We start from the raw sequence: 26,154 nt of genomic DNA, 5'->3' as shown, positions 1-26,154 counted from the left end.
CCATTGGAAATTACCTGCTTATTCTTCGCTGGTGTGCACTTTGCGGTGCAGGATCGCCTGGAACTCGTCGGCGAAGGTGTAGTAGCGGCCCAGCAGGGTTTCGCTGCGAGCAGCAAAACGGTTGTAAGCGATAACGGCTGGAATGGCCGCGAACAGACCGATGGCCGTGGCGATCAGTGCTTCGGCGATACCCGGGGCCACAGTGGCCAGGGTCGCTTGCTGGGCGGTGGCCAGGCCACGGAAGGAGTTCATGATCCCCCAGACGGTACCGAACAGGCCGATGTAGGGGCTGACGGAACCGACAGTGGCGAGGAAGGGCAGGCTCTGTTCGAGCTTTTCTTCCTCGCGGGAAATCGCAACGCGCATGGCACGGGCCACGCCTTCCATGACCGCTTCCGGGTCAACGCCTGACTGCTGGCGCAGGCGGGAGAACTCCTTGAAACCGGCACGGAAGATTTGCTCGACACCCGAATCAGGGTCCGGGTTGCTGCCGGCCTGGCGGTACAGCTTGGACAGGTCGATACCCGACCAGAAGCGCTCTTCAAAGCTCTCCAGGGCACGTCGACCGGCGCGCAGCAAGTTGCTGCGCTGAAAGATCATGATCCACGAGGTCACCGATGCGGCTACCAGGGTCAGCATTACCAGTTGCACCACGATACTGGCATTGCTGACCAGGCTCCACATGGAGGAATGGTCGACGACGTTAGCTTCCACGCTTTATCTCCTGCTTTGAGTGTGTACCCGCGCCGCTCACGTCGGCAAAGGCCGCTCGTAGAGCTTCGGGAATGGCCCGGGGTTTCAAACTGTCAGTGCGCACACAGGCCACCAAAAACTGCCCTTCGCAGAGCAGCGCATTATCCGTTGCCCGCCTGACCTGCTGCTTGAAGCGCAGGCTGGCACGGTTCAATTCGATTACTTCAGCGCTTACCAGCAGTTCGTCGTCCAGTCGCGCCGGCGCGTGGTAACGCGCTTCGCTGGAATGCACGACGAACAACAGGTCCTCTCCTGCCAGCTGTGATTGGGCAAAGCCCAGATCTCGCAGCCGCTCGGTTCGAGCCCGTTCCATAAACTTGAGGTAATTGACGTAATACACGATGCCGCCCGCATCGGTGTCCTCGTAATAAACGCGACACCGATGTGCGAATGGCTCAAGCCCGTTTTGCGCGCGCATACTCTAGTGCTTACTCCTCAGGTTGCCAATCCGGCCAGGCAACTGTTTTTCATTGATCTGCGGCTTTCTTGCGAAAGTACGGTGCTGGGACCCTACATTGCCCGAAAAAATCAGCACGCAATGTTAATTAATCGTCACCGGCACCGAGGAACTCGTCTGCCACGGGCATTTCGCCCAATCGTGACGGAATGTTTAAACCGAAATGCAGATAGGCATGCCGCGTCACCACTCGCCCCCTTGGCGTGCGCATGATGTAACCCTGCTGGATCAGGTAAGGCTCAAGTACGTCTTCAATGGTGTGACGCTCTTCGCTGATGGCGGCGGCCAGGCTGTCGACCCCGACCGGCCCGCCATCGAACTTCTCGATCATGGTCAGCAACAGACGCCGGTCCTGGTGATCGAAGCCGCGTTCGTCGACGTCCAGCAGGTTCAGCGCCAGGTCGGCAATCGGCTTGGTGATATGCCCCTTGGCGCGAACTTCGGCGAAATCACGCACCCGGCGCAACAGTCGGTTGGCAATCCGGGGCGTGCCACGGGCACGGCGGGCGATCTCGAAGGCGCCTTCCGGGTCAAGCGGCAAACCGAGGATGCTCGCCGAACGACTGACAATCGTCGAAAGATCGGCGTTATTGTAGAACTCAAGACGCTGAACGATACCGAAACGGTCACGCAACGGGTTGGTGAGCATCCCCGCCCGGGTCGTTGCGCCGACCAGAGTGAACGGCGGCAGATCCAGCTTGATCGACCGCGCGGCCGGACCTTCACCGATCATGATGTCGAGCTGGAAATCCTCCATGGCCGGGTACAGCACTTCTTCAACGATGGGCGACAGGCGATGGATTTCGTCAATGAAAAGCACATCGTGAGGTTCAAGGTTGGTCAACAGCGCGGCGAGATCACCCGGACGCTCCAGCACCGGCCCCGAAGTGCTCTTGATCGACACCCCCATTTCCTGGGCGATGATGTTGGCGAGGGTGGTCTTGCCCAGGCCCGGCGGCCCGAAGATCAGCGTGTGATCCAGGGACTCGTTACGACCGCGAGCGGCCTGGATGAACAACTCCATCTGCTCGCGAACGGTCGGCTGGCCAATGTATTCCGCCAGGCTGACCGGGCGGATCGCCCGGTCCTGGACTTCTTCGCGCTCACGCGGACTGTGCGTGGCAGCGATCAGACGATCAGCTTCAATCACTTAGATCATTCCCTTCAAGGCGCGACGGATCATGTCTTCACTGCTCAAGCCTTTCTCCTTGATCGCAGACACCGCCTTGCTGGCTTCCTGCGGCTTGTAGCCCAGGGAGATCAAGGCGCTGACGGCGTCATTTTCAGCAGTGTTCACCGGGGCCGGTCCATCCGGCTGGTTCGGCACCAGGGCGAACATGGCCGGTACGGTTTCCCAGGCCTTGAAGCGATCCTTGAGTTCCACCAGCAATCGCTCGGCGGTTTTCTTGCCCACACCTGGCACCTTGGTCAGCGCCGAAGTGTCCTGGGACTGTACGCAACGAACCAGTTCGTCGACTTCCAGGCTCGACATCAAGGCCAGCGCCAGTTTCGGCCCGACACCATTGAGGCGGATCAACTCGCGGAAAAAATCGCGCTCACGCTTGCCGACAAAACCATAGAGTAACTGTGCGTCTTCACGCACGACCAAATGAGTGTGCAACGTCAGCGGCTCACCGACCGACGGCAGGCGATAGAGGGTCGTCATGGGTACTTCGAGTTCATAACCCAGGCCGTTTACATCCAGAATCAGGTGTGGAGGCTGCTTCTCAGCCAGGGTGCCGCGCAAACGTCCAATCACGTTACAAATCCTTGAGCGTTGGCCAGCTCTGGGCCAGCGACTGATAGAGCAAGAGAGTAGCGCCGACAACCCAGGCGAAACGCCCTCACCCCATGAAAATGATTGCTGATGCTATCAGAGACGCAGGCGCCCGCCACGACTGCGTGCCGCCCCGAGGCCATGGGGCAGCAGACTGGAGCGGGTATGAGCATGGCAGATGGCAATGGCCAGGGCGTCCGAAGCATCGATCTGCGGCTTGCTGGTCAGCTTGAGCATGTGCATGACCATCATCTGCACCTGCTCCTTGTTGGCCGCGCCGGTACCGACCACCGCCTGCTTGACCTGGGTAGCGCTGTATTCGGCAATTTCCAGGCTTTCCTCGGCGCCCGCCACGATCGCGGCGCCACGGGCCTGCCCCAGTTTCAGGGCGGAATCGGCGTTACGAGCCATGAACACCTTTTCGATCCCCATGGTCACCGGATGGTAGGTCTGAATGATTTCCCGCACCCCGCGATAGACAATCTGCAGTCGCTCAGCCAGCTCGCCGGCACCGGTGCGGATACAACCGGAGGCGACGTACTCGCAGCCACGGCCGGTATCACGAACCACACCGTAACCGGTGATGCGCGAACCGGGGTCGATACCAAGAATTAGAGTCATAACGCCTGCAAAAGGAATTCGCGGTTGCCTGAGGATAACCGTGTAGGAGCTGCCGAAGGCTGCAATCTTTTGATTTTAGATGCGAAGATCAAAAGATCGCAGCCTGCGGCAGCTCCTGCAGGGCTGCGATCTTTATCGATCATCAACCGAGCTGCGCGGCCACCGATTCCGGGATTTCCGCGTTGGAGTAGACGTTTTGCACGTCATCCAGGTCTTCGAGCATGTCGATCAGCTTGAGGACTTTCTCGGCGCCTTCCAGATCGAGCTCGGCGCTGGTGGTCGGCAGCATGACGATTTCCGCGTCGTCACCCTTGAAACCCGCCGCTTCCAGTGCGTTACGCACGGAATAGAATCCGGCAAACGAGGTGAACACGTCGATCGAACCGTCTTCGTTGGTCACCACGTCATCGGCGTCGGCTTCCATGGCCGCTTCCATCAGCGCGTCTTCGTCAACGCCGGCAGCGAAAGAGATCTGCCCCTTGCGTTCGAACAGATAGGCCACCGAACCGTCAGTCCCGAGGTTGCCACCGCACTTGCTGAACGCATGGCGAACCGCGGCAGCGGTGCGATTGCGGTTGTCGGTCATGCATTCGACCATCACCGCCACGCCGCCCGGACCGTAACCTTCGTAGGTCAGCTCGACCACGTCGTCGGTGTCGGCAGCGCCGGTACCGCGGGCGATGGCACGATCGATGATGTCACGGCTCATGTTCGCACCCAGAGCCTTGTCCAGGGCCAGGCGCAGACGCGGATTGGAGCCTGGATCACCACCACCCTGACGGGCAGCGACGGTCAGCTCACGAATCCACTTGGTGAAGATCTTGCCCCTCTTGGCATCCTGACGTTCTTTGCGGTGCTTGATGTTCGCCCACTTGGAATGACCTGCCATAACTCGCTCCGAATTCTCTTTGAAACATTGCCCGCCGCACTGTATTGCGCCGGCCGGCAAACAAAAATCTTGAACAGCTCTGCCTATAAAGAAAGGGCGCATCCGCAGATGCGCCCTTCGGGTCAGCCTTACTCGGCCTTAGGCGTTTCACGCAGACGAATGTGCAACTCGCGCAATGCCTTGGCATCCACCTGGCCCGGCGCCTGGGTCATGACATCGGCCGCGCTCTGGGTTTTCGGGAAGGCGATCACTTCACGGATCGACTGGGCGCCGGTCATCAGCATCACCAGTCGGTCCAGACCGAAGGCCAGGCCACCGTGCGGCGGTGCGCCATATTTCAGGGCGTCGAGCAGGAAGCCGAATTTCTCTTCCTGTTCCACTTCGTTGATGCCCAGCAGGCGGAAGACCGCTTGTTGCATCTCTTTGCGGTGGATACGGATCGAACCGCCACCCAGCTCGGTGCCGTTCAACACCATGTCATAGGCACGGGACAGAGCGCCCGCCGGGTTGGCTTCCAACTCCGCCGGGGAGCACTTCGGCGCGGTGAACGGGTGGTGCAAGGCGCTGAAGCTGCCGTCGTCGTTCTCTTCGAACATCGGGAAATCAACGACCCACATCGGAGCCCATTCGCAGGTCAGCAGGCTCAGGTCGTGACCGAGTTTGATGCGCAATGCGCCCAACGCTTCGCTGACGATCTTGGCCTTGTCGGCACCGAAGAACACGATGTCGCCGTCAACCGCACCAACACGATCCAGGATCACGTTGAGGTTGGCTTCAGGGATGTTCTTCACGATCGGCGATTGCAGACCGTCAACACCATTCGCGCGTTCGTTGACCTTGATGTACGCCAGGCCCTTGGCACCGTAGATGCCGACGAACTTGGTGTAGTCGTCGATCTGCTTGCGCGGCATGCTCGCGCCGCCAGGCACGCGCAGGGCGGCGATGCGGCATTTCGGGTCGTTGGCCGGGCCGCTGAACACCTTGAAGTCGACTTCCTTGAGCTGGTCGGCCACGTCCACCAGTTCCAGCGGGTTACGCAGGTCTGGCTTGTCGGAACCGTAGCGGCGCATGGCTTCTTCGAAGGTCATGTGCGGGAACTCGCCGAATTCCAGGCCCAGCACTTCCTTGAACAGGTTGCGGATCATTTGCTCGGTCAGGCCCATGATCTCTTTTTCATCGAGGAAGCTGGTCTCGATGTCGATCTGGGTGAATTCCGGCTGGCGGTCGGCGCGCAGGTCTTCGTCGCGGAAGCACTTGGCGATCTGGTAGTAACGGTCGAAGCCGGCCACCATCAGCAGTTGCTTGAACAGCTGCGGCGATTGCGGCAAGGCGAAGAACGAACCGGCATGAGTACGGCTCGGCACCAGGTAGTCGCGCGCGCCTTCCGGGGTAGCACGGGTCAGGATCGGCGTCTCGACGTCGAGGAAGCCGTTCTCGTCCAGGAAGCGACGGATGCTGGTGGTCATGCGCGAGCGCAGACGCAGCTTCTCGGCCATTTCCGGGCGACGCAGGTCGAGGAAGCGATAGCGCAGGCGGGTTTCTTCGCCGACGTCGGAGAACTCGTTCAGCGGGAACGGCGGGGTTTCCGATTCGTTCAGCACTTCCAGTTCGTAGCCGAGGACTTCGATCATGCCCGACGCCATGTTGGCGTTGGTCGCACCGGCCGGACGCAGGCGAACCTTGCCGGTGATCTTCACGACGTACTCGCTGCGCACGCGATCGGCTGCGGCGAAGGTTTCAGCGCGGTCCGGATCGAACACGACCTGGGCCAGACCATCACGATCACGGATATCGAGGAAAATCACCCCACCGTGGTCACGGCGACGGTGAACCCATCCGCAAAGGGTAATTTCCTGGCCGTCCAGGCTTTCGTTCAGTTGGCCGCAATAATGGCTGCGCATCATGGTCGTGGTTTCACTTCTCGTAATTCGAAATTCGGTTGGAGATCCTACAGCAGCCCCGCCTTTAAAAAGTCGTCGGGTGATGCAAGAACTCGCGTGTGTCGTTCAATTCAGGTTCAGGACCTTAGTCAGCTTTGTCGCCGCCGGCCAGGTTCTTCTTGGAACCGGTCTTGAAATCGGTTTCGTACCAACCCGTGCCGCTGAGGCGAAAGCCCGGCATGGACAGCATTTTCTTAAGCTCTGGCGCCTGACAGGCAGGGCAGTCGACCAGCGGTGCATCGCTGATCTTTTGAATGGCTTCCAACTGATGACCACAGGAAGCACATTGATAATCGTACATCGGCATGGAGGTTGTCTCGGCGATCAGATTGCTACCGCACACGCTGGGTTTCGCGGCAAAGAGCGGGATTATATCCATTAAATGCGGCCTGTGCAGCCGTAAGACTGCACAGACCGACACTCTGCCGTTTTCGCCGCCCCGAACTAGGCGGTGACGATGCAACCCCCTTCCTTGAGGCTGTGTACGACACAGACAACCCGCACCAATCCACTGAAATTCCTGACTCCGCCATGACGCAAGTGAACTTCGCGATCCACATGGGATAACAGGCGACTGACCGAACAACCGTTGGCCCGGGCCATCCCCGCCAAAATATCCCAATAAACCTGCTCAAGCCGCAAACAGGTAGCGAAGCCATTCAATCGTACGGATCGGGACATGGGCTGGGCCAATCCCATATCGAACTCGCGAACGAACGGATCAACCCTTACATCCCTGTGTGAACCGTATCGCCCCTCTTCTTGCCTTTCATAAACCATAACGCTGACACTCCTTTGCCATCCTGGTTTCTTAAAGCGCAACTGCCTGTCGACTTATAAAAACGCAGGTGCAAAGGTGTTTTCCAGCTGACTTTATGACCCTCGACGTAGGATAAGCCAACAACTTATGGCAGACCCTGGAGATCGTCCTACCCCGGACGTTTTCCCACACAGTGAAGCGATGCCCCCTTCAGAAGCTCCTACGAAATGGCGTAGGAAAGAAGAGCGCCAAGCATCCACGCCGTTTTTTTTCATGCAACTGCATACACGGATCAGCAAGTCACTTGCCTTACCGCAGCCCCGGAACTTCGGGCAACCTGCGGCAAATGACCGCCAAAGAGCCGCCGGACGCCCTGATTTGAGTAGCCTGCGGCTTTGCTGTTAAATAGACGACGTGTCGCCAGTGCCTATTTTTCCGGGCTTGGCGCATAGGCTGATACCGGGCACGTGTCCAACGCCTCTTTATTGTCTTGAAGCGAACCGTGCGCCATCAGCTCTTCCTCGTGAGCTGTCTTAACGTGAGTTAATCAAAATGTTGAAAATCGTCCATCTGTTGATAGGCGCAGCAGCCTTGCTGCTGTCCTTCATCCCTAGCCTGCACCCTGAAGCCTTGCCTTACCTGCAACAACCTGACGCGCTGTACCTGGCCTTTTTCGGCCTGCTCAATCTCACGCTTGCACCTGTCATCCCTTACTGGAACAAGGGTCCGCGCCACCAACTGCAAAATCTGGTCAGCGTCCTGCTGGCTCTGGCGGTAGTCCTGCAGACCCTGACGCTGATCGCGCCGATGCCTGTCATCGCCGGTCAACCTGCCGTTCTGTTCAGCCTGGTCGCAGCCCTGATCGCTGTTGCCCTGCACCTGGGCATCAGCTTCTACAAATCGTCACCGGTCGCTGCCTCGCCAAGCTACGACATGAGCAACCGCGATACTGGCACCGTCAAGTGGTTCAACACTTCCAAAGGCTTCGGCTTCATTTCCCGCGACTCCGGCGACGATATCTTCGTCCACTTCCGGGCCATTCGCGGTGAAGGCCACCGCGTCCTGGTAGAAGGCCAGCGCGTGGAGTTCTCTGTCATGAATCGTGACAAGGGCCTGCAAGCCGAAGATGTGATCGCCGCACTGCCGCGTCGCTGATTCAAGGCAGAAAAAAACCGCGCACAGCCTGGCTGTACGCGGTTTTTTCATGCCTGCACGTTGCTTACTGCAGTTGCTTACTGCAGTTACTTAGTAGTGCGGCGGTGGCGCTTCCTCTTCGAACGACTCGAACTGGCCGACCATTTCCTCCTGCCGCTTGAGCAACGCAGCCATTTGCAGTTGAAGACGCTCGACCACCCGCTGCTGCGCGACCAGCACATCATTCAATGCCTGGATGGTGTCATCCTGAAAGGCCAGGCGGCTTTCAAGATCGGTAACGCGTTCTTCCAGGCTCATGGTTCAGCCCTCCAGAAACGTAAAGTCATCGGTCAATATCAGGCGCAAACGCTCGCGAATGGCGGCAATCTGCTCCGAACTGTAGGGTTTTGCCGGATGCCTGCCCCAAACTGGCGCTGGCCAGGCGGCATCTTCGTGCTTGCGCACAATCACATGCATGTGCAACTGGCTGACAACATTGCCCAGCGCCGCAACATTCAATTTGTCCGCATCGAACGAGTCCTTGAGCACTTGCGAAAGCGCCGTCGTCTCCTGCCAAAGTTGTCGCTGGTCTGCGACATCCAACTGAAATATCTCGCTGATAGCCTCACGACGAGGTACCAGGATGAACCAGGGGTAGTTCGAGTCGTTGGACAACAGCAACCGGCAGAGCGGAAAGTCCCCGATCGGTAACGTGTCTTGTTGAAGTCGTGGATCTAGAGCGAACACTGCGCGTACTCCCGCCGGGTCATCATTTTTCAGCTTAGCGCCCATCCAGAAGAGCAGCGCACCAAGCGACCGGACGGCAGCATACCTGTGAACGGCGCAGGCTTCACGGCGAACCTTGCACAGGCGCCACGAGCACCAGCGAAAAGCTGACAGCCCGCCCCCGAATGAGACACTTTTCGCCGCCGCGCACCACCACAGAACCGGCCAGCCGAAAAAAACGCCGAAATGACTGATAAACAACGAAGAGTTCGCGTAAGACACTCGATCAACAGGAATGAATTCAGCACAAGGTTAAAATTTTTTGCACCAAAAACGCACAGTGGGTCTACGCTGAATGCTTCGACATCCGCCTTTTACTCACTGGCGGGGTGAACCGGTAACATTTTTGCTTGTCAGGCAGTCAACCAGAAGGGTGCAACATCATGCGAGGCAAAGCGTCAAGCCCACACCAAGGACGCTTGAACCCCCCGGTTTTATGAGGTTTTTACAGCGTCAGAGAGTCATTTTGAAAAAACCGCAAAAAAACATGATTTTGTGCACGCTTGTTGCATACATACCCAACATCACCTGAGTGACACCCGCTGGAAGTGGGGAGCATTCAGGCAAAAAAGACAGTGGCAAGGTAGCCCGATGGAGATTCAAACGTTTCACCAGGACTCTTTTTACCGACACCCAGGCTCAGAAAACAGCATTAAAGTTGTCAGCCCGGTTGCGTCGGAGCTCGAAATTTGCGACATCTACCTCGCTGTTTGCGACATGGTCGTAAAGAACGCGAAAGGTTAGATACGCAAGTATCGCCAACATTGTCGGCGTGATATAAGTTTGCGCCGACACAAAAAGAAAGAGCCGCCCAGATAATAAAACAGGTGGGACGGCAGTACTCTTCTAAAACCAAAGGAGCAAATCACGATGCGCGTGATGAAGTGGAGCATGATCGCACTGGCAGTTGCAGCAGCAGCCAGTACCCAATTGGCTACGGCCGCCCCTTTCGTAAGTGACCAGGCTGAAGCCAAAGGTATTGTTGAAGACAGCACCCTGAACTTGCTGGTTCGCAACTACTACTTCAACCGTGATAACAAAGATGGTGCCAACGACCAGAAAGACTGGACCCAAGGCATCTGGGGCAATTTCAGCTCCGGTTACACCCAAGGCCTGATCGGTGTTGGCGTTGACGCTTTCGGTTACCTGGCAATCAAACTGGACGGCGGTGACGGCACCGGCGGCACCGGCAACATGAGCCGCGACGCCGATGGCGAAGTTAACGACAGCCAGGGTAAAGCCGGCGGCGCCGTTAAATTCCGCGTATCGAAAACCGAGCTGAAAGTCGGCGACATGCAGCCAAGCACTGCTCCAGTGTTCGCTGTTGGCGGTTCCCGCATCCTTCCTCAAACTGCCAGCGGTATCCAACTGCAAAGCAGCGAAGTCAAAGACCTTGACCTCGAAGCCGGTCACTTCTACTCGGCGACCAGCCAGGACCGTAACGCTCGTGACGGCGGCCTGTTTGCAACCTACGCTGGCGTAGAAGCCAACTCCATCGACTACTTCGGTGGTAAATACGGCATCACCGACAACCTGTCGGCATCGCTGTACGGCGCCAAGCTGGAAGACATCTGGAACCAGTACTACGCCAACCTGAACTACACCATCCCGCTGGGCGGCGACGAGTCGCTGAACCTCGACGGTAACATCTACAACACCAAAGACACTGGTGATGCCAAAGCGGGCGAGATCAGCAACACCGCTTACTCCCTGGCAGCCGCTTTCTCGTTCATGAAAGCGCACACCATCACCCTCGCCTTCCAGAAGATCAACGGTGACACTCCGTTCGACTACATCGGCGTGGGCAAAAACAACCGCGGCGGCGACTCGATCTTCCTTGCCAACTCCATCCAGTACTCTGACTTCAACGCTCCAAACGAGAAGTCTGCCCAGGTTCGTTACGACCTGAAAATGGCTGAGTACGGCGTTCCAGGTCTGAGCTTCATGACCCGTTACGTGAAAGGTTGGGACATCGACGGCACCAAAGCTCCAGTTGGCGGCGCTTACGAAGGCATCTACGGTGCAGACGGCAAGCACAACGAAACCAACTTCGAAGCCAAGTACGTTGTTCAGACTGGCCCGGCAAAAGACCTGTCCTTCCGTATTCGTCAAGCATGGCACTTCGCTAACGCTGACGAAGGTGAAGGCGACGTGAAAGAGTTCCGTTTCATCGTCGACTACCCGCTGTCGGTTTTGTAATCGCATCCAGTTAGTTTGCGGTAACAAAATAAAAGGCCCATCTTCGGATGGGCCTTTTTTGTTGCCTGTGCAAATTGTTCAATTATTGAACAATCGCCCTATGTGTCTGACCGAAAAGTCAGACATATATGACAAGGTCTATCACTGCACTGCGGACTCCTGAACCACGCGAATAACCCGCTGTGGAAATGGAATATCGATGCCGGCCTCTCTCAGACGATCACGGGACAGTTCGTTGAACATGAACATCACATCCCAATAATCCGCTGTCTTCACCCATACACGCAGGGAAACAGTGATAGAACTGTCACCCAATGTCGAAATGACTGCCTGAGGTTCCGGATCAGTCAATACACGCGGATCCTTGGCCAACTCCAGCAACACCTGTCGGGCTTTCTGCAAGTCCGCTTCATAATCGACGCCTACATCAAACACGACTTTGCGGGTTGGCTGGCGATTGGTGTTGGTGATAATGCCGTTGGACAGATTACCGTTGGGCACGATGATGGTCTTGTTGTCACCGGTGCGCAGTACGGTATGGAAAATCTGGATGCTGTCGACGGTGCCGGCAATCCCCTGGGCTTCGATCCAGTCACCGATACGAAACGGACGGAACAGCAAAATCAACACGCCGCCAGCGAAGTTCGCCAGGCTGCCCTGCAAAGCCAGGCCAATGGCCAGGCCCGCCGCACCAATCGCCGCCACAAACGAAGTGGTTTCCACACCGATCATCGAGGCCACGCTGACGACCAGCAGGATCTTGAGGATGATGTTCGCCAGGCTGCTGATAAAGCCCTGCAGCGCCAGGTCGGCATTGCGCAATGCAATCAGACCGCCGAGCTTTTTCGTGACTTTGTTGATCAGCCACCAGCCGATGGCCAGGGTGATGACCGCCAGCAGTACGCGACTGCCGTATTCCATGATCATCGGAATCCAGGTTTGGGATACCTTGACCAGGTTGTCTACCTCAGCGCTTAAATCCATCTACTTTCTCCTGTTTTCCGGCTATGCGGCATGCGTAAAAAAAGCGGCAGAACGATCGAACCGCGACGGGCTCAATCGTTTCTGCCGTTGCCTGGGCCTCCGACGTCACAATCGCCAAGAGGTTCCCGCTTTCAAGGTCAGTCGCGGAAGTTGTTGAACTGCAGCGGCATACCGAACTCTTTGGCCCGCAGCACAGCAATGGCTTCTTGCAGGTCATCACGCTTCTTGCCGGTAATACGAACCTGCTCGCCCTGAATGGCTGCCTGGACCTTGAGCTTGGCATCTTTGACGTGAGCGACGATTTTCTTCGCCAGTTCCTTGTCGATGCCTTCCTTGAGGACGGCTTCCTGCTTCATCAGCTTGCCCGACGCGAAGGCATCCTTGACTTCGAGGCACTGCACGTCGATTTTGCGCTTGACCAGAGCCAGCTTGAGGATCTCAATCATCGCTTCGAGCTGGAAATCCGCTTCTGCGGTCAGGTTGACGGTCAGGTCTTTTTCCTTGAACTCGAAGCTGCCTTTGCCTTTCAGGTCATAACGACGATCGAGTTCCTTGACGGCGTTCTCGACCGCGTTGGTGACTTCGTGTTTGTCCAGTTCGGATACCACGTCGAACGACGGCATGTAATCTCTCCAAATTTAAAGGCGCACCGATGGAGCGCGCCTGGCTTGCGGTTAAAATCCGCGCTGATTATAACGGGTCTTTCCCATCATTCACTGTGAGCTGCCGATGCACGCCTTAAACAGAGCAAAAAGCTGATGTCCACCACCTGGCATGTACTCGGCGCCGGCAGCCTCGGCACTTTATGGGCGACACGTCTGGCCCGGGCTGGCGTGCCGGTCAGGCTGATCCTGCGGGACACCGCGAGACTGCAGGCCTATGAGGCTGCGGGCGGATTGACACTGGTGGAACACGGCCAGGCGCAACACTACGCCGTGCCCGCCGAAACAGCGGACAGCAGCCAGCCGATCAACCGCCTGCTGGTGGCGTGCAAGGCCTACGATACCGAAAGCGCGGTGGCCCGACTGGCGTCACGCCTGGCCCCCGGCGTCGAACTGATCCTGCTGCAAAATGGCCTGGGCAGTCAGGACGCGGTCGCCGCACAGGTTCCCCAGGCACGCTGCATCTATGCCTCGAGCACCGAAGGCGCCTTCCGCGATGGCGATTGGCGTGTGGTGTTTGCCGGACATGGCTTCACCTGGCTGGGGGATGCGAGCCATCCGGTCGCGCCGATCTGGCTCGATGACTTGAGCGCAGCCGGCATCCCTCACGAGTGGAGCACCGATATTCTGACCAGACTGTGGCGCAAGCTGGCTCTCAACTGCGCGATCAATCCGCTGACGGTGCTGCACGATTGCCGCAACGGCGGTTTGCAGCAACATCAGTGCGAAGTGGCCACCCTGTGCGGTGAACTGGTGGAGTTGCTCGAGCGTTGCGGTCAGCCGGCGGCGGGCGAAAACCTGCAGCAGGAAGTCGAACGGGTGATTCACGCCACCGCAGCCAACTACTCGTCGATGCATCAGGACGTCACGAGCCAGCGCCGCACGGAAATCAGCTACCTGCTGGGCTACGCCTGCAAAGTGGCCGGGCGACATCAACTGAGCCTGCCTCACCTCAATCAACTTCAGGCAAGGTTGATCGCTCGCCTGCAAAGCCTTGGATTGCCCAGCGACTGAGCAGCGGCTACGCTGGCCACTTGTTCCTTGTCTGCGATGAATCCGATGCCATTGCGCCAGCGCCTTGAAAACCTGCCCGTCGGCCAGAAACTGCTAGCCGCCCTGCTGGTACTGATGGTCACCGTCCTGCTGGTTGCCAACCTGACCTTTATCAGCGCCGCGTACTACATCTCCCAGGAAAGCATGGCGCCCCAGGCCCTGCAGACCATCGGCCGGCTGGTATCCAACCCGGGCCTGGCCTCCGAAGCCCTGGCGTCCCCCCAAAGCGCCGAGCGCCTGCTGAATGAACTCAACAGCTATTCGCCGTTGCGCGCGGCAGCCCTGTATGACGCAAAGGGTGAGCGATTGGCGCAATTGCAGCATGGCGACAATCTGGAACTGCCCAAACATTTCCGGCATATCGAAGACTGGCAGGTCACCGAGTTTCGCGCTAATCAAGTCATCACCCTGCCCCGCCTCGGCGCTGCACCGGGACATTTGCTGCTGGTGGCCAGCAGTGAACTGCCCGTGGCGTTCTACACCGGGACCCTGACGGCCAGCCTGGGCATTCTGATCTTCAGCGTGCTGCTGTGGCTGATCATCGCCCGCCAGATCAAGCGCCTGATCACCCGGCCGATCCACCAGCTCGAAGAGTTGTCGCGGCAGGTCACCCGTGAAGAAAACTACGCACTGCGCGCTTCACGAGGAAACCACGATGAAATCGGCAGCCTCGCCGAGGCGTTCAACACCATGCTCTCGCGGATCGAGGCCAGGGAGCAGCAACTCAAGCGGGCTCGGGACGACTCCCAGGCCGCATACGACCAGGCTCAGGGCCTGGCGGAAGAAACCCGTCATACCAACCGCAAACTCGAGCTCGAAGTCCAGGTGCGCAGCAAGATCGAGAAAAAGCTAACCGGCTTCCAGAACTACCTCAACAGCATCATCGACTCCATGCCGTCGGCGCTGATCGCTCTCGACGAACAGCTCTACGTGACTCAATGGAACCAGGAAGCCAGCGCCCTGTCCGGCACACGCCTCGATGAAGCCCTGAACCAGCCCATCTTCCTCGCCTTCGAACCGCTCAAGCCGTTCTTGCCGCAACTCAAGGAAACGGTCGAACAGCATACGGTGGCCAAAATCGAACGTGTCACCTGGCTCAAGGACGACGAGCCCCGCCACTACGCCCTGACGTTCTATCCGTTGATGGGCGGTGCAGGGCGTGGCGTGGTGATCCGGATCGACGACATCACCCAGCGCCTGTCCCTGGAAGAAATGATGGTGCAGTCGGAGAAAATGCTGTCGGTAGGCGGTCTTGCCGCCGGCATGGCCCACGAGATCAACAACCCGCTGGGTGCGATCCTGCACAACGTGCAAAACATTCGTCGACGCCTGTCCCCCGACCTGCCGAAGAACCTTGAAGTGGCCGAACAGGCCGGCGTCGAACTGGCGACGGTCAATCAGTATCTGAAAATCCGCGAAGTGCCACAGTTGCTCGACGGTATCCAGCAGGCCGGTGCCCGGGCCGCCAAAATCGTCACCCACATGCTCAGTTTCAGCCGTCGCAGCACCCGCCAGATGGCCCCGTGCGATCTGCCCGCCCTGATTGATCAAGCGGTGGAAATCGCCGGCAACGATTTCGACCTGGCGATCGGCTTCGACTTCAAGGGCCAGGCCATCATTCGTCAGTTCGACCCGGCGCTGGGCCCGGTCCCCGGCACCGCCAACGAACTGGAGCAAGTACTGCTCAACCTGCTGAAAAACGCTGCCCAAGCCATTCACCAGCGCGAGGACGACAGCGAGCCGGGGCGGATCATTCTGCGCACCCGGCTGAACCCGCCGTGGGCGGAAATCCAGGTCGAAGACAACGGCATCGGCATGAGTGAAAACGTGCGCAAACGCACCTTCGAACCCTTCTTCACCACCAAGGAAATTGGCCAGGGCACCGGACTTGGGCTGTCGGTGTCGTACTTCATCATCACCAATAACCACAAGGGGCAGATGGAAGTGCAATCGACCCTGGGCCAAGGCACTTGCTTCACCTTGCGCCTGCCCCTGGCGAGCACGCCACCTGTCGCGCAAGAACACAATCTGCTATCGAGGTAACCATGGGCTTTCGTTTGTCGAAGATTTACACCCGCACTGGCGACAAAGGCGAGACCGGGCTGGGCGATGGCCGTCGCGTCCCCAAGGATCACCCGCGGATCGAGGCCATTGGCGAAGTCGATACGCTGAACAGTCAGGTGGGCGTGTTACTGGCCGGGTTGGCGGCACAAACGGATACTTTTGCAGGCTTGCAGGAAGTGATCGAGGTGTTGGCGCCTTGCCAGCATCGATTGTTTGATCTGGGCGGTGAGCTGGCAATGCCGGTGTATCAGGCGCTGAATGCGGCGGAAATCGAGCGCCTGGAAGCGGCGATCGATGTGTGGAATGAAGAGTTGGGACCACTGGAAAACTTCATCTTGCCCGGCGGTTCGGCGCTGATTGCCCAGGCGCATGTTTGCCGAAGCCTGGCGCGCAGTGCCGAGCGGCGGTGTCAGCAATTGAACGCGATTGAGCCGTTGGCCGGGGTTGGCCTGGCGTATATCAATCGGTTGTCGGATTTGTTGTTTGTGGTGGCGCGGCTGATTGCCAAGCGTCAGGGTGTGGCCGAGATTCTATGGCAGCCGGCGGCGAAGCCTGAGGTTTAACCGGTGCCTGTCAGGGCTCCTTCGCGAGCAGGCTCGCTCCCACAGGTGACCGCATTGTTACTGAAGAAATGCGATCAAATGTGGGAGCGAGCCTGCTCGCGAAGGCGTCAGAAGCTACAGCACAGAATCAGGCCTCAGGCCAGAATGCCCGAATCCCCGCCACACCCTGTGCACCCGCCGCCCAGGCTTTTTCGACCTCGGCCGGGCCAACGCCACCCAGCAGGAACACCGGCTTGCTGAAGCCCTCGATCAAGCTCGACGCCTGCTCCCAACCCAATGGCTCGGCGCCCGGGTGAGTCAGGGTGGGTTGCACCGGCGACAGAGTCACGAAATCCACCCCCATCTGTTCGGCCAGCGCCAGCTCTTCAGCGTTATGGCACGACGCCGCCAGCCAGCGCGAAGCCGGTAGCGGTCGGCCAGCCGCTGCGTATTTGCGCAACTGTGCCGAAGTGATGTGCCAACCCGCGGACGGGAAATCGCCCAACCACTCGAACGGCCCCTTGATCATCAATTGTGCCTTGCCGGCACACAGGCCCACCGCATCGACAGCCAGGTCGCGATATTTGGGATCGTAACCGTTCGGTGCGCGCAACTGGATCAGCTTGATGCCACTGGCAATGGCCTTCTGGATGCCACGCAGCAACGCCGGGGTTTCCAGATCTTCCGGGGTAATCAGGTACTGCGACGGCAATCTGGCCGCCGCGACGATCGGCTGATTGGCCGCAGGGAACTCGTAACCCGACAAATCCCGGGGCGACACCCAGGCCAGCGGTTGGCCTTCGGCGCCGTGGGGCTCGCCGCTAAACGCCGAGACTTCCCAGACATCCAGCAACACCTGCTTGTCCGGGTAATCGTGCCGGACCTTGATCAGCGGGCGCGCCGCGCCGACCACAATGCCCAGCTCTTCATGGAGCTCACGGGCCAGTGCGGTTTCGACCGACTCGTCGGCCTCGACCTTGCCCCCGGGAAACTCCCACAAGCCACCCTGGTGCTGTGAATCGGCACGACGGGCGATCAGGATATGGCCACTGCCATCGCGGATGACGGCGGCGGCGACATGGACTCGTTTCACTTTTCCAACTCCTCCAGTCCGGCCTTCTGCCAGGCCTTGAACGCCGGCCATTGGTAGAGGGTTTCAACATAGGCTTCGTCAGCCGCAGACAGTTTCACCCGATAGGTGCGCAGGCGCACGGCGATGGGTGCAAAGAACGCGTCGGCCAACGTGAGGCGGCCAAACAGGTACGGACCGCTCTCGGTCGCAGCAGCACGACACTCGGCCCACAACGCTGACATGCGCTCGATGTCCGCCTGGACATCGGCCGGGACCGGCGACAGCGCTGCATCATGGCTCAGGTCGAACGGCATGTTGCCGCGCATGGCGAAAAAGCCGCTGTGCATCTGCGCGCACGCCGAACGTGCCTGGGCGCGGGCGGCGGTGTTTTTGGGCCACAGGTTCGCGTCGGGGAACTGTTCTGCCAGGTATTCGGCAATCGCCAGGGAGTCGGCGATGGTGCCGTGTTCGGTCTTGAGCAGCGGGACCTTGGCGGTCGGCGAATGCTTGAGCAGACGCTCGCGGGTGTCCGGCTGGTTCAGCTTGATCAGTTCTTCGGTGTAGGAGGCACCAGCCAGATCGAGGGCCAGAGCGCCGCGCAGGGACCAGGAGGAATGCAGTTTGTCGCCGATGATCAGGTGCAGGCTCATAGTCGGGACCTTGTGATGAGGGGGGACAGGCCAAAATCTCTAGCGTCTGGTCATCCGTCATCGCGGGCAAGCCCGCTCCCACAGTGACCGCGCTGAACACAACCTTTGTGTACGCCACTGAACCTGTGGGAGCGGGCTTGCCCGCGATCGGGTCGACGCGGTCTTAGGTACGGTACTCGGCGTTGATCTTCACGTACTCGTGTGACAGGTCGGTGGTCCAGATGGTTTCGCTGCAATCGCCACGACCCAGCTCGATACGAATGGTGATTTCTTCCTGCTGCATCACCGCCGCGCCCTGGGCTTCGGTGTAGGTCGCCGCACGCGCACCACGGCTGGCAATGCACACGTCACCGAGGAATACGTCGATCTTGCTCACGTCCAGGTCCGGCACACCGGCACGGCCAACGGCGGCCAGGATACGGCCCCAGTTCGGGTCGGAAGCAAACAGCGCCGTCTTGATCAGCGGCGAGTGAGCCACGGTGTAGCCGACATCCAGGCACTCCTGGTGATTGCCGCCGCCGTTGACTTCAACGGTCACGAACTTGGTCGCGCCTTCGCCGTCGCGAACGATGGCCTGGGCCACGTCCATGCACACTTCGAACACCGCCTGCTTCAACTTGGCGAACAGTTCGCCCTCGGCGCGGGTGATTTCCGGCAGCGCCGCCTGCCCCGTGGCGATCAGCATGCAGCAGTCGTTGGTCGACGTATCACCATCGATGGTGATGCGGTTGAACGACTTGTTGGCGCCATCGAGCATCAGGTTTTGCAACACATCGCGGGAGACTTTGGCGTCGGTCGCGATGTAGCCGAGCATGGTCGCCATGTTCGGGCGAATCATGCCGGCGCCTTTGCTGATGCCGGTCACGGTGACGGTCACGCCGTCGTGCTGGAACTGACGGCTGGCACCTTTGGGCAGGGTGTCGGTGGTCATGATGCCGGTGGCGGCAGCTTCCCAGTTGTGGATCGACAGGTCGTCAAGGGCCGCTTGCAGCGCGCCTTCGATTTTCTCCACAGGCAACGGTTCGCCGATCACACCGGTGGAGTACGGCAGCACCTGACTGGCTTCGACGCCGGTCAGCTCGGCCAGTTTGGCGCAAGTACGCTCGGCGGCGGCCAGGCCTGGCTCGCCGGTACCGGCGTTGGCATTGCCGGTGTTGGTCAGCAGGTAACGCACAGGGCCTTGTACGCGTTGCTTGGCCAGGATCACCGGGGCGGCGCAAAAGGCGTTCAGGGTGAACACGCCGGCTACCGTGGAGCCTTCAACACAGCGCATGACCACAACATCCTTGCGCCCCGGGCGCTTGATGCCAGCCGAGGCGATACCGAGTTCAAAACCGGCAACCGGGTGCAACGTTGGCAAAGGACCAAGACCAACAGCCATGAATGCGCTCCTTTATAAATGATGTCAGCACCGTTTCAGGAAGACGGTGGTTCGAATGGTAAAACGCCGCGACGGCAGAAGCCGGTCGCGGCGCGGGTATTTCAGCGATTGAAACGGGTTTTACTGGATCTGCCCGTGGCAATGCTTGAACTTCTTGCCCGAACCGCAGTAGCACAGCTCATTGCGACCCAGCTTATGCTCGCTGCGAACCGGGGCAGCGGCCAGAGCCACATCGACCTCTTCGCCCAGCACTTCCGGTTGATCCAGACCTGGAGCTTCTTCATGCAGGAACTGCATTCGAGCGGCCAATGCCTCGGCTTCCTGGCGCAGGCGCTGCTCTTCCTCGATAGGATCTTCGCGGCGAACCTGAACGTGGGACAGCACACGGATCGAGTCGCGTTTGATCGAGTCCAGCAACTCGGAGAACAGGGTAAACGACTCGCGCTTGTATTCCTGTTTCGGGTTCTTCTGGGCATAACCACGCAAGTGGATACCGTGACGCAGGTGGTCCATGGTCGACAGGTGGTCTTTCCACAGGTCGTCCAGAACACGCAGAACGATTTGCTTCTCGAAGGTGCGCAGCGCTTCGGCGCCCGCCTGGTCTTCTTTCTCGTTGTACGCCGCGATGAGCTCGTTCATGAGCTTCTCGCGCAGGGTTTCTTCGTACAGGTGATCGTCTTCGTCGAGCCATTGCTGGATCGGCAGTGTCACACCGAAGTCGCTCTGCAACGCAGCTTCCAGACCGGCCACGTCCCACTGCTCAGGCAGCGATTGCGGAGGAATGTGTGCGCTGACGGTGGCGTCGAGCACGTCCTGACGGAAGTCAGCGATGGTCTCTCCGATGTTGTCGGCGGCCAGCAACGTGTTACGCATGTGATAGATCACTTTACGCTGTTCGTTGTTGACGTCGTCGAACTCGAGCAGCTGCTTGCGGATGTCGAAGTTGCGACCTTCAACTTTGCGCTGGGCCTTTTCAATGGCGTTGGTCACCATGCGGTGCTCGATCGCCTCGCCAGGCTGCATGCCCAGGGCCTTCATGAAGTTCTTCACCCGGTCAGAGGCGAAGATGCGCATCAGGCTGTCTTCCAGCGACAGGTAGAAACGGCTGGAACCGGCGTCGCCCTGACGACCGGCACGACCACGCAGCTGGTTGTCGATACGGCGCGATTCGTGACGCTCGGACGCAATCACCTGCAAACCACCCGATTCGAGCACTTGCTGGTGACGCTTCTGCCAGTCGGCCTTGATCTGGGCAATCTGCTCAGGGGTCGGGTTTTCCAGGGAAGCCACTTCCACTTCCCAGTTACCGCCCAACAGGATGTCGGTACCACGACCGGCCATGTTGGTGGCGATGGTCAGTGCACCCGGGCGACCGGCCTGGGCAATGATCTCGGCTTCCTTTTCGTGGAACTTGGCGTTCAGAACCTTGTGTTCGATGCCTTCCTTCACGAGCAGGCTGGACATGTGCTCGGAGGTTTCGATGGTGGCGGTACCCACCAGCACCGGACGACCGGCGGCCATGCTTTCCTTGATGTCGGCCACGATTGCCGCGTATTTCTCGTCGGCGGTCAGGAACACCAGGTCGTTGTAGTCTTTACGCGCCAGCGGCTTGTTCGGCGGAATCACCATGACCTGCAGGCCATAGATCTGGTGGAACTCGAACGCTTCGGTGTCGGCCGTACCGGTCATGCCGGACAGCTTGTTGTACAGACGGAAGTAGTTCTGGAAGGTGGTCGACGCCAGCGTCTGGCTTTCGGCCTGGATGTTCAGGTTTTCCTTGGCTTCGATGGCCTGGTGCAGGCCTTCGGACAACCGGCGACCCGGCATGGTGCGGCCGGTGTGTTCGTCGACCAGTACGACCTGACCGTCCTGCACGATGTATTCGACGTTGCGATGGAACAGCTTGTGCGCACGCAGGCCGGCGTAGACGTGAGTCAGCAGGCTCAGGTTGTGCGCCGAGTACAGGCTTTCGCCTTCAGCCAGCAGGCCGATGCGGGTCAGCGTTTCTTCGACGTACTGGTGACCGGCTTCGTTGAGTTCGACCTGACGGGTCTTCTCGTCGATGGTGTAGTGACCGGCCTGGGTCACTTCGCCTTCGACTTCTTCAACGTGCAGCTTGAGCTGCGGGATCAACTTGTTGACCTCGATGTACAGCTTGGAGCTGTCCTCGGCCTGACCGGAGATGATCAGCGGCGTACGGGCTTCGTCGATGAGGATGGAGTCGACTTCGTCGATCACGGCAAAATTGAGTTCGCGCTGGAATTTTTCTTCCATGCTGAACGCCATGTTGTCGCGCAGGTAATCGAACCCGAATTCGTTGTTGGTGCCGTAGGTGATGTCGGCGGCGTAGGCAGCACGCTTCTCTTCCGGCGGCTGGAACGGCGTGACAACGCCGACCGTCAGGCCGAGGAATTCATACAGCGGGCGCATCCAATTGGCGTCACGGCGGGCCAGGTAGTCGTTCACCGTCACAACGTGCACGCCGTTGCCGGACAGCGCGTTGAGGTAAACGCCCAGTGTTGCCACCAGGGTCTTGCCTTCACCGGTACGCATTTCCGCGATCATGCCTTCATGCAAGGTCATGCCGCCGATCAGCTGGACATCGAAGTGGCGCATGCCCATGACACGCTTGCCGGCTTCGCGGGCGACCGCAAAGGCTTCTGGCAGGAGCTTGTCGAGGGATTCCCCTTTGGCGATGCGGGCCTTGAACTCGCTGGTCTTGGCACGCAATTGATCGTCCGAAAGGGCCACCATTTGCTCTTCGAAGGCATTGACGAGTTGCACCGTCTTGAGCATGCGTTTGACTTCACGCTCGTTCTTGCTTCCAAAAAGTTTCTTTAACAAAGGCGCAAACATATCGGCAGGATCTTCCACACTAAAGGGATGGAGGGCGGCCCCGTGAGTCGCCCGTGCAGCCCTCATGGCCGCATGCGAACGAGCATTCTACCCGGAAACGGTGGTGAGGAAAGTGGCGATATTCCACGATGCTGGCACAGCGCTTTGACGGGGCTCACTTAAAATAGGGGCGTTTTGCTCAACTTCAAGCCGTTCAAGGCAGAAGTTAGTTGTTGATTTAATGGGTAAAGCGCCCACAAAAGCAATGGGCGGGTGCATCCGGTGCTTTCTGCTACCATGGCGGCTCTGTTACTTCAGGTGTCTGATCATGGCATTTCGCCCACTTACGGCCAAAGTACCCGCCGTTCTACTACGCGAAGCCAAGCCGCTGAAAGCCATTCTAGGCCACGCTCAACGCCTGGGTCATTTGCAACGTTTGCTCGAAAGCCAATTGCAACCCGCTGCTCGCGAGCATTGCCACGTGGCGTCCTGGCGCGAAGGCAGTTTGTTGCTGATTGTCACCGACGGCCATTGGGCAACCCGCCTGCGCTACCAGCAGAAGCGCCTGCAGCGGCAACTGCAACTGTTCGACGAGTTTGCCAACCTGACGCGAATCCTGTTCAAGGTGCAGCCACCGACCGTCCAGCGGGGCGCGACCGGGCACACCATGGATCTGTCGGACGATGCGGCCGCGACCATCCAGGCCACGGCCGACGGCATCAGCGACCCGAATCTGCGGGCAGCGCTGGAGCGACTGGCGGCGCACGCCAAGACCAAAGCTTAAACACAAGATCAACAGATCGCAGCCTTCGGCAGCTCCTACACCGATCCCTGTAGGAGCTGCCGAAGGCTGCGATCCTTTGCTCTATTAACATTAACGGCGTTTGCTGCCGCCCAGCAATGAGCCCATCAAGCCGCGCACCAACTGTCGGCCAAGCTGGTTCGCCGCCTGTTGCATCGCCGATTTCAGCGCCTTCCCAGCTGCTGTGCCGAGGAACTCACCCGCCTGTTCGGTGAAACTCGGTTCCTGTTTGCCCTGCTTCGCTTCGGGCTCGGGCGCCAGGCCCTTGCGCCCCATCAGCACTTCATAGGCCGATTCGCGGTCAATCGGCTTGTCATAGCGACCCTGCAACGGCGAACCGGCAATCAGCGCCGTACGCTCGGCACCGGTCAAAGGCCCGATCCGCGATTGCGGCGGCGCGACCAGCACCCGCTGGACCATTTCCGGGGTGCCTTTTTCCTGCAGCGTGCCGACCAGTGCTTCGCCGATCCCGAGTTCGGTCAACACCGACAACGTATCGAACGCCGGATTCGGCCGGAAACCTTCGGCCACTGCGCGCAGGGACTTTTGCTCCTTGGCGGTAAACGCACGCAGACCGTGCTGGATGCGCAAGCCCAACTGAGCCAGCACATCATCCGGCAGGTCACCCGGCGACTGGGTGACGAAATACACGCCCACGCCTTTTGAACGAATCAGCCTCACCACTTGTTCCAGGCGATCACGCAATGCCTGGGGCGTGCCGTTGAACAACAAGTGGGCCTCGTCGAAGAACAGCGCCAGCAAGGGTTTGTCGGCATCGCCACGCTCCGGTAGTTGCTCGAACAGCTCGGCCAGCAGCCACAGCAGGAACGTCGCGTAGACTTTCGGCGCTTCATGCACCAGACGGCTGGCATCCAGCAAATGGATGCGCCCGCGGCCATCGGCAGTGGGCTGGAGGATGTCCTCGAGTTGCAGCGCCGGCTCGCCGAACAAGGCATCGGCGCCCTGCTGCTCCAGGGTCGCCAGACGTCGCAGCAGCGCCTGGCTGGAGCCGGTGGTCATCAGTGCCGCATCGTCGCCCAGCAACTCGGGGTTGTCCCGCAGGTGATTGAGCAGCGCCTTCAGATCCTTGAGATCGAGCAACAACAGGCCTTCACGGTCCGCCACCTTGAACGCCGCGTACAGCGCCGACTGCTGACTGTCGGTCAGTTCCAGCAGGCTGCCCAACAGCAGCGGCCCCATTTCACTCAAGGTTGTGCGTAAAGGATGACCGGACTGGCCCTGTACGTCCCACAACGTCACCGGATAAGCCTGAGGCTTGTGGTTGAGCCACGGCATACCGGCAATCCGCTCGGCGACCTTGCCCTGGGGGTTGCCTGCGGCGCCAAGGCCGCACAGGTCTCCCTTGATGTCGGCGGCGAACACCGCCACGCCGGCATCGCTGAACGCTTCGGCCATTCGTTGCAACGTCACGGTTTTTCCGGTGCCGGTCGCGCCCGCGATCAAACCGTGGCGATTCGCCAGGCGCATGGCCTGGGCAATCGGCTGCCCCTTGAGGTCGGCGCCGATAACGAGTTGCAGTGAGTCAGGCATTTGGTCACCCATGATTAATCTTTGGTCCTACACGGCCGATAGAGATAACGACAAAGCAGTCAGACACGATCTGGTAGGAAATTTCCCTAAGGAGAGTCGGAAAATTCAATTGCTTTCAACCTTGCCCGTCGTGCGTCCCTTTATAAAAGCACGCGCTGGACATTAAGACCTTAGCGGAACCCCAAGCCATGAACAAAAATCTGCGTTTCAGCCATAAAATCCTGCTTGCCGCCGCCCTCATTGTTATTGCCGCCTTCGCCTCATTCACGCTGTACAACGACTATTTGCAGCGCAATGCCATCCGCGAGGACCTCGATAACTATCTCAACGAGATGGGTGACGTCACCGCCAACAACATCCAGACCTGGCTGGCCGGGCGTATTTTGCTGATCGAGAACCTCTCGCAAAACATCGCCATCAACCCCGAACAAGCCAATGTCGCCAGCCTGCTTGAGCAGAAAACCCTGACGTCGACTTTCATGGCGTCCTACCTGGGTGACGCCACCGGGCACTTCACCATTCGTCCGGACGCGAAGATGCCGGACGGTTTCGATCCGCGTGTTCGCCCCTGGTACAAAGGCGCCGAAAACAGCAGCACGCCGACCCTGACCGAACCCTACATCGATGCGGCAACCGGTCAACTGATCATCTCGATGGCCACGGCTTCGAAAAAAGCCGGACAGAGCGTCGGTGTGGTGGGTGGCGACCTGAGCCTGCAAACCCTGATCGCCACCCTCAGTGCCCGCGACTTTGATGGCATGGGCTACGCGTTTCTGGTCAGCGCCGACGGCAAGATCCTGGTTCACCCGGACAAAGCGCTGGTGATGAAGTCCCTGAGCGAGGCGTATCCGAAAGACACCCCGCGCATCGGCAACGGCTTCAGCGAAGTGGACGTCGACGGCAAGACCCGCATTGTCAGCTTTACTCCGATCAAGGGCTTGCCTTCGGTCAACTGGTACATCGGTCTGTCGGTCGACAAGGAAAAAGCCTACTCGATGCTCAGCGAGTTCCGCACCTCGGCTGTGGTTGCAACCATCATTGCCGTGGCGATCATCATCGCCCTCCTCGGCATGTTGATTCGCATCCTGATCCAGCCGTTGCACGTCATGACCCGCGCCATGGCCGACATCGCCGACGGCGAAGGTGATCTGACCAAACGCCTGACCATCCAGAACAATGACGAATTCGGCACCCTCGGCACCGCGTTCAACCGTTTCGTCGAGCGCATTCACGGCTCGATCC

Annotated in this window: 24 protein-coding genes and 1 pseudogene; 7 read left to right on the top strand and 18 right to left on the bottom strand. The window is 59.2% G+C overall.

Annotated elements, in window-relative coordinates; genetic code table 11:
* Positions 1-18: 18 nt before the first annotated feature.
* The 9 genes from tolQ to AC3WJW_RS18975 all read right to left on the bottom strand — a co-directional run bounded on the left by tolQ (position 19) and on the right by AC3WJW_RS18975 (position 7,217).
* Positions 19-714 carry a protein TolQ gene (gene tolQ, locus AC3WJW_RS19015; RefSeq protein WP_007977321.1) on the bottom strand — a complete coding sequence of 232 codons (696 nt, stop codon included), beginning with the start codon at positions 712-714 and terminating at the stop codon, positions 19-21.
* On the bottom strand, positions 704-1,171 hold the full coding sequence (gene ybgC / locus AC3WJW_RS19010) for a tol-pal system-associated acyl-CoA thioesterase (protein WP_085714501.1): 468 nt from the start codon (positions 1,169-1,171) through the stop codon (positions 704-706). The genes tolQ and ybgC overlap by 11 nt, the downstream gene beginning before the upstream one ends.
* Positions 1,172-1,298: 127 nt before the next feature.
* The gene (ruvB, locus tag AC3WJW_RS19005) at positions 1,299-2,360 is read right to left on the bottom strand and encodes a Holliday junction branch migration DNA helicase RuvB (protein WP_493726981.1); all 1,062 of its coding nucleotides are present in this window, start codon (positions 2,358-2,360) and stop codon (positions 1,299-1,301) included.
* A complete protein-coding gene (gene ruvA / locus AC3WJW_RS19000) occupies positions 2,361-2,969 on the bottom strand; it encodes a Holliday junction branch migration protein RuvA (protein WP_007995640.1) in 609 nt (202 codons plus the stop codon).
* Positions 2,970-3,083: 114 nt separating this feature from the next.
* A complete protein-coding gene (ruvC, locus tag AC3WJW_RS18995; protein WP_102698375.1) occupies positions 3,084-3,608 on the bottom strand; it encodes a crossover junction endodeoxyribonuclease RuvC in 525 nt (174 codons plus the stop codon).
* Between the two features lie 142 nt (positions 3,609-3,750).
* Positions 3,751-4,497, bottom strand: coding sequence for a YebC/PmpR family DNA-binding transcriptional regulator (locus AC3WJW_RS18990; RefSeq protein ID WP_007977329.1), 747 nt, complete (start codon positions 4,495-4,497; stop codon positions 3,751-3,753).
* 128 nt (positions 4,498-4,625) lie between these two features.
* Positions 4,626-6,401, bottom strand: coding sequence for an aspartate--tRNA ligase (aspS, locus tag AC3WJW_RS18985; protein WP_007977331.1), 1,776 nt, complete (start codon positions 6,399-6,401; stop codon positions 4,626-4,628).
* A 121-nt stretch (positions 6,402-6,522) separates the two neighbouring features.
* Positions 6,523-6,744: an FmdB family zinc ribbon protein gene (locus tag AC3WJW_RS18980; RefSeq protein WP_007977333.1), complete on the bottom strand. Its 222-nt coding sequence runs from the start codon at positions 6,742-6,744 to the stop codon at positions 6,523-6,525.
* Between the two features lie 137 nt (positions 6,745-6,881).
* Positions 6,882-7,217, bottom strand: a complete 336-nt coding sequence (locus AC3WJW_RS18975) for a ribbon-helix-helix domain-containing protein (protein ID WP_493726980.1) — start codon at positions 7,215-7,217, stop codon at positions 6,882-6,884.
* Positions 7,218-7,749: 532 nt separating this feature from the next.
* Between AC3WJW_RS18975 and AC3WJW_RS18970 the strand changes: the two genes are divergently transcribed.
* Entirely contained in the window at positions 7,750-8,352 is a 603-nt protein-coding gene (locus AC3WJW_RS18970; protein WP_095965394.1) for a cold-shock protein, read from the top strand.
* 90 nt (positions 8,353-8,442) lie between these two features.
* Here the strand turns inward: AC3WJW_RS18970 and AC3WJW_RS18965 are convergent, their stop codons facing one another.
* Together AC3WJW_RS18965 and AC3WJW_RS18960 are read right to left on the bottom strand one after the other, a co-directional pair.
* Entirely contained in the window at positions 8,443-8,649 is a 207-nt protein-coding gene (locus AC3WJW_RS18965; RefSeq protein WP_007977339.1) for a SlyX family protein, read from the bottom strand.
* A gap of 3 nt (positions 8,650-8,652) precedes the next feature.
* On the bottom strand, positions 8,653-9,078 hold the full coding sequence (locus AC3WJW_RS18960; RefSeq protein ID WP_429394230.1) for an HIT domain-containing protein: 426 nt from the start codon (positions 9,076-9,078) through the stop codon (positions 8,653-8,655).
* Between the two features lie 909 nt (positions 9,079-9,987).
* Here AC3WJW_RS18960 and AC3WJW_RS18955 point away from each other — a divergent pair.
* Complete coding sequence (locus AC3WJW_RS18955) at positions 9,988-11,316, top strand: OprD family porin (protein ID WP_095965396.1); 1,329 nt, start codon at positions 9,988-9,990, stop codon at positions 11,314-11,316.
* Positions 11,317-11,457: 141 nt separating this feature from the next.
* Here AC3WJW_RS18955 and AC3WJW_RS18950 read toward each other — a convergent pair whose 3' ends face one another.
* Together AC3WJW_RS18950 and AC3WJW_RS18945 are read right to left on the bottom strand one after the other, a co-directional pair.
* The gene (locus AC3WJW_RS18950; RefSeq protein ID WP_102698379.1) at positions 11,458-12,300 is read right to left on the bottom strand and encodes a mechanosensitive ion channel family protein; all 843 of its coding nucleotides are present in this window, start codon (positions 12,298-12,300) and stop codon (positions 11,458-11,460) included.
* 137 nt (positions 12,301-12,437) lie between these two features.
* Positions 12,438-12,923, bottom strand: coding sequence for a YajQ family cyclic di-GMP-binding protein (locus AC3WJW_RS18945; RefSeq protein WP_007977344.1), 486 nt, complete (start codon positions 12,921-12,923; stop codon positions 12,438-12,440).
* Positions 12,924-13,058: 135 nt separating this feature from the next.
* Between AC3WJW_RS18945 and AC3WJW_RS18940 the strand changes: the two genes are divergently transcribed.
* Genes AC3WJW_RS18940 through AC3WJW_RS18930 form a run of 3 tightly spaced genes read left to right on the top strand, consistent with a single transcriptional unit; the run spans position 13,059 to position 16,642 of the window.
* Positions 13,059-13,976 (top strand): putative 2-dehydropantoate 2-reductase, encoded by a 918-nt coding sequence (locus AC3WJW_RS18940; protein ID WP_493726979.1) that lies wholly within the window; start codon positions 13,059-13,061, stop codon positions 13,974-13,976.
* Positions 13,977-14,021: 45 nt separating this feature from the next.
* Positions 14,022-16,058 carry a sensor histidine kinase gene (locus AC3WJW_RS18935; protein WP_493727096.1) on the top strand — a complete coding sequence of 679 codons (2,037 nt, stop codon included), beginning with the start codon at positions 14,022-14,024 and terminating at the stop codon, positions 16,056-16,058.
* A gap of 2 nt (positions 16,059-16,060) precedes the next feature.
* Complete coding sequence (locus AC3WJW_RS18930) at positions 16,061-16,642, top strand: cob(I)yrinic acid a,c-diamide adenosyltransferase (protein WP_104449221.1); 582 nt, start codon at positions 16,061-16,063, stop codon at positions 16,640-16,642.
* A 127-nt stretch (positions 16,643-16,769) separates the two neighbouring features.
* Here the strand turns inward: AC3WJW_RS18930 and AC3WJW_RS18925 are convergent, their stop codons facing one another.
* From AC3WJW_RS18925 to secA, 4 genes are all read right to left on the bottom strand, one after another.
* Positions 16,770-17,714 (bottom strand): Nudix family hydrolase, encoded by a 945-nt coding sequence (locus AC3WJW_RS18925; protein WP_493726978.1) that lies wholly within the window; start codon positions 17,712-17,714, stop codon positions 16,770-16,772.
* Positions 17,711-18,343, bottom strand: a complete 633-nt coding sequence (locus AC3WJW_RS18920; RefSeq protein ID WP_493726977.1) for a glutathione S-transferase family protein — start codon at positions 18,341-18,343, stop codon at positions 17,711-17,713. The genes AC3WJW_RS18925 and AC3WJW_RS18920 overlap by 4 nt, the downstream gene beginning before the upstream one ends.
* A gap of 163 nt (positions 18,344-18,506) precedes the next feature.
* Positions 18,507-19,724, bottom strand: a complete 1,218-nt coding sequence (gene argJ, locus AC3WJW_RS18915) for a bifunctional glutamate N-acetyltransferase/amino-acid acetyltransferase ArgJ (protein ID WP_102698385.1) — start codon at positions 19,722-19,724, stop codon at positions 18,507-18,509.
* A gap of 120 nt (positions 19,725-19,844) precedes the next feature.
* Positions 19,845-22,580: a preprotein translocase subunit SecA gene (gene secA / locus AC3WJW_RS18910; protein WP_493726976.1), complete on the bottom strand. Its 2,736-nt coding sequence runs from the start codon at positions 22,578-22,580 to the stop codon at positions 19,845-19,847.
* A gap of 307 nt (positions 22,581-22,887) precedes the next feature.
* Here secA and AC3WJW_RS18905 point away from each other — a divergent pair, with 307 nt between their 5' ends.
* Positions 22,888-23,343 (top strand): DUF721 domain-containing protein, encoded by a 456-nt coding sequence (locus tag AC3WJW_RS18905; protein WP_493726975.1) that lies wholly within the window; start codon positions 22,888-22,890, stop codon positions 23,341-23,343.
* Between the two features lie 90 nt (positions 23,344-23,433).
* Here the strand turns inward: AC3WJW_RS18905 and AC3WJW_RS18900 are convergent, their stop codons facing one another.
* On the bottom strand, positions 23,434-24,912 hold the full coding sequence (locus tag AC3WJW_RS18900) for a helicase HerA-like domain-containing protein (protein ID WP_493726974.1): 1,479 nt from the start codon (positions 24,910-24,912) through the stop codon (positions 23,434-23,436).
* 188 nt (positions 24,913-25,100) lie between these two features.
* On the opposite strand from AC3WJW_RS18900, the pseudogene AC3WJW_RS18895 reads away from it, so the two are divergent.
* Positions 25,101-26,132: pseudogene (locus tag AC3WJW_RS18895) on the top strand (HAMP domain-containing protein); the annotation flags it as partial.
* Positions 26,133-26,154 lie beyond the last annotated feature (22 nt).

It is taken from the genome of Pseudomonas sp. GW821-FHT07G06 (genome assembly GCF_058986625.1).
Note: the sequence above shows the minus strand (reverse complement) of the source record. Positions and strands in the feature narration are given on the sequence as shown.

Excerpts from the sequence above, each read along its gene's own strand:
- ybgC (WP_085714501.1), bottom strand. The coding sequence starts at position 1,171 with ATGCGCGCGCAAAACGGGCTTGAGCCATTCGCACATCGGTGTCGCGTT.
- ruvC (WP_102698375.1), bottom strand. The coding sequence starts at position 3,608 with ATGACTCTAATTCTTGGTATCGACCCCGGTTCGCGCATCACCGGTTAC.
- AC3WJW_RS18990 (WP_007977329.1), bottom strand. The coding sequence starts at position 4,497 with ATGGCAGGTCATTCCAAGTGGGCGAACATCAAGCACCGCAAAGAACGT.
- aspS (WP_007977331.1), bottom strand. The coding sequence starts at position 6,401 with ATGATGCGCAGCCATTATTGCGGCCAACTGAACGAAAGCCTGGACGGC.
- AC3WJW_RS18980 (WP_007977333.1), bottom strand. The coding sequence starts at position 6,744 with ATGCCGATGTACGATTATCAATGTGCTTCCTGTGGTCATCAGTTGGAA.
- AC3WJW_RS18975 (WP_493726980.1), bottom strand. The coding sequence starts at position 7,217 with ATGGTTTATGAAAGGCAAGAAGAGGGGCGATACGGTTCACACAGGGAT.
- AC3WJW_RS18970 (WP_095965394.1), top strand. The coding sequence starts at position 7,750 with ATGTTGAAAATCGTCCATCTGTTGATAGGCGCAGCAGCCTTGCTGCTG.
- AC3WJW_RS18965 (WP_007977339.1), bottom strand. The coding sequence starts at position 8,649 with ATGAGCCTGGAAGAACGCGTTACCGATCTTGAAAGCCGCCTGGCCTTT.
- AC3WJW_RS18955 (WP_095965396.1), top strand. The coding sequence starts at position 9,988 with ATGCGCGTGATGAAGTGGAGCATGATCGCACTGGCAGTTGCAGCAGCA.
- AC3WJW_RS18950 (WP_102698379.1), bottom strand. The coding sequence starts at position 12,300 with ATGGATTTAAGCGCTGAGGTAGACAACCTGGTCAAGGTATCCCAAACC.
- AC3WJW_RS18945 (WP_007977344.1), bottom strand. The coding sequence starts at position 12,923 with ATGCCGTCGTTCGACGTGGTATCCGAACTGGACAAACACGAAGTCACC.
- AC3WJW_RS18940 (WP_493726979.1), top strand. The coding sequence starts at position 13,059 with ATGTCCACCACCTGGCATGTACTCGGCGCCGGCAGCCTCGGCACTTTA.
- AC3WJW_RS18935 (WP_493727096.1), top strand. The coding sequence starts at position 14,022 with ATGCCATTGCGCCAGCGCCTTGAAAACCTGCCCGTCGGCCAGAAACTG.
- AC3WJW_RS18930 (WP_104449221.1), top strand. The coding sequence starts at position 16,061 with ATGGGCTTTCGTTTGTCGAAGATTTACACCCGCACTGGCGACAAAGGC.
- AC3WJW_RS18920 (WP_493726977.1), bottom strand. The coding sequence starts at position 18,343 with ATGAGCCTGCACCTGATCATCGGCGACAAACTGCATTCCTCCTGGTCC.
- argJ (WP_102698385.1), bottom strand. The coding sequence starts at position 19,724 with ATGGCTGTTGGTCTTGGTCCTTTGCCAACGTTGCACCCGGTTGCCGGT.
- secA (WP_493726976.1), bottom strand. The coding sequence starts at position 22,580 with ATGTTTGCGCCTTTGTTAAAGAAACTTTTTGGAAGCAAGAACGAGCGT.
- AC3WJW_RS18905 (WP_493726975.1), top strand. The coding sequence starts at position 22,888 with ATGGCATTTCGCCCACTTACGGCCAAAGTACCCGCCGTTCTACTACGC.
- AC3WJW_RS18900 (WP_493726974.1), bottom strand. The coding sequence starts at position 24,912 with ATGCCTGACTCACTGCAACTCGTTATCGGCGCCGACCTCAAGGGGCAG.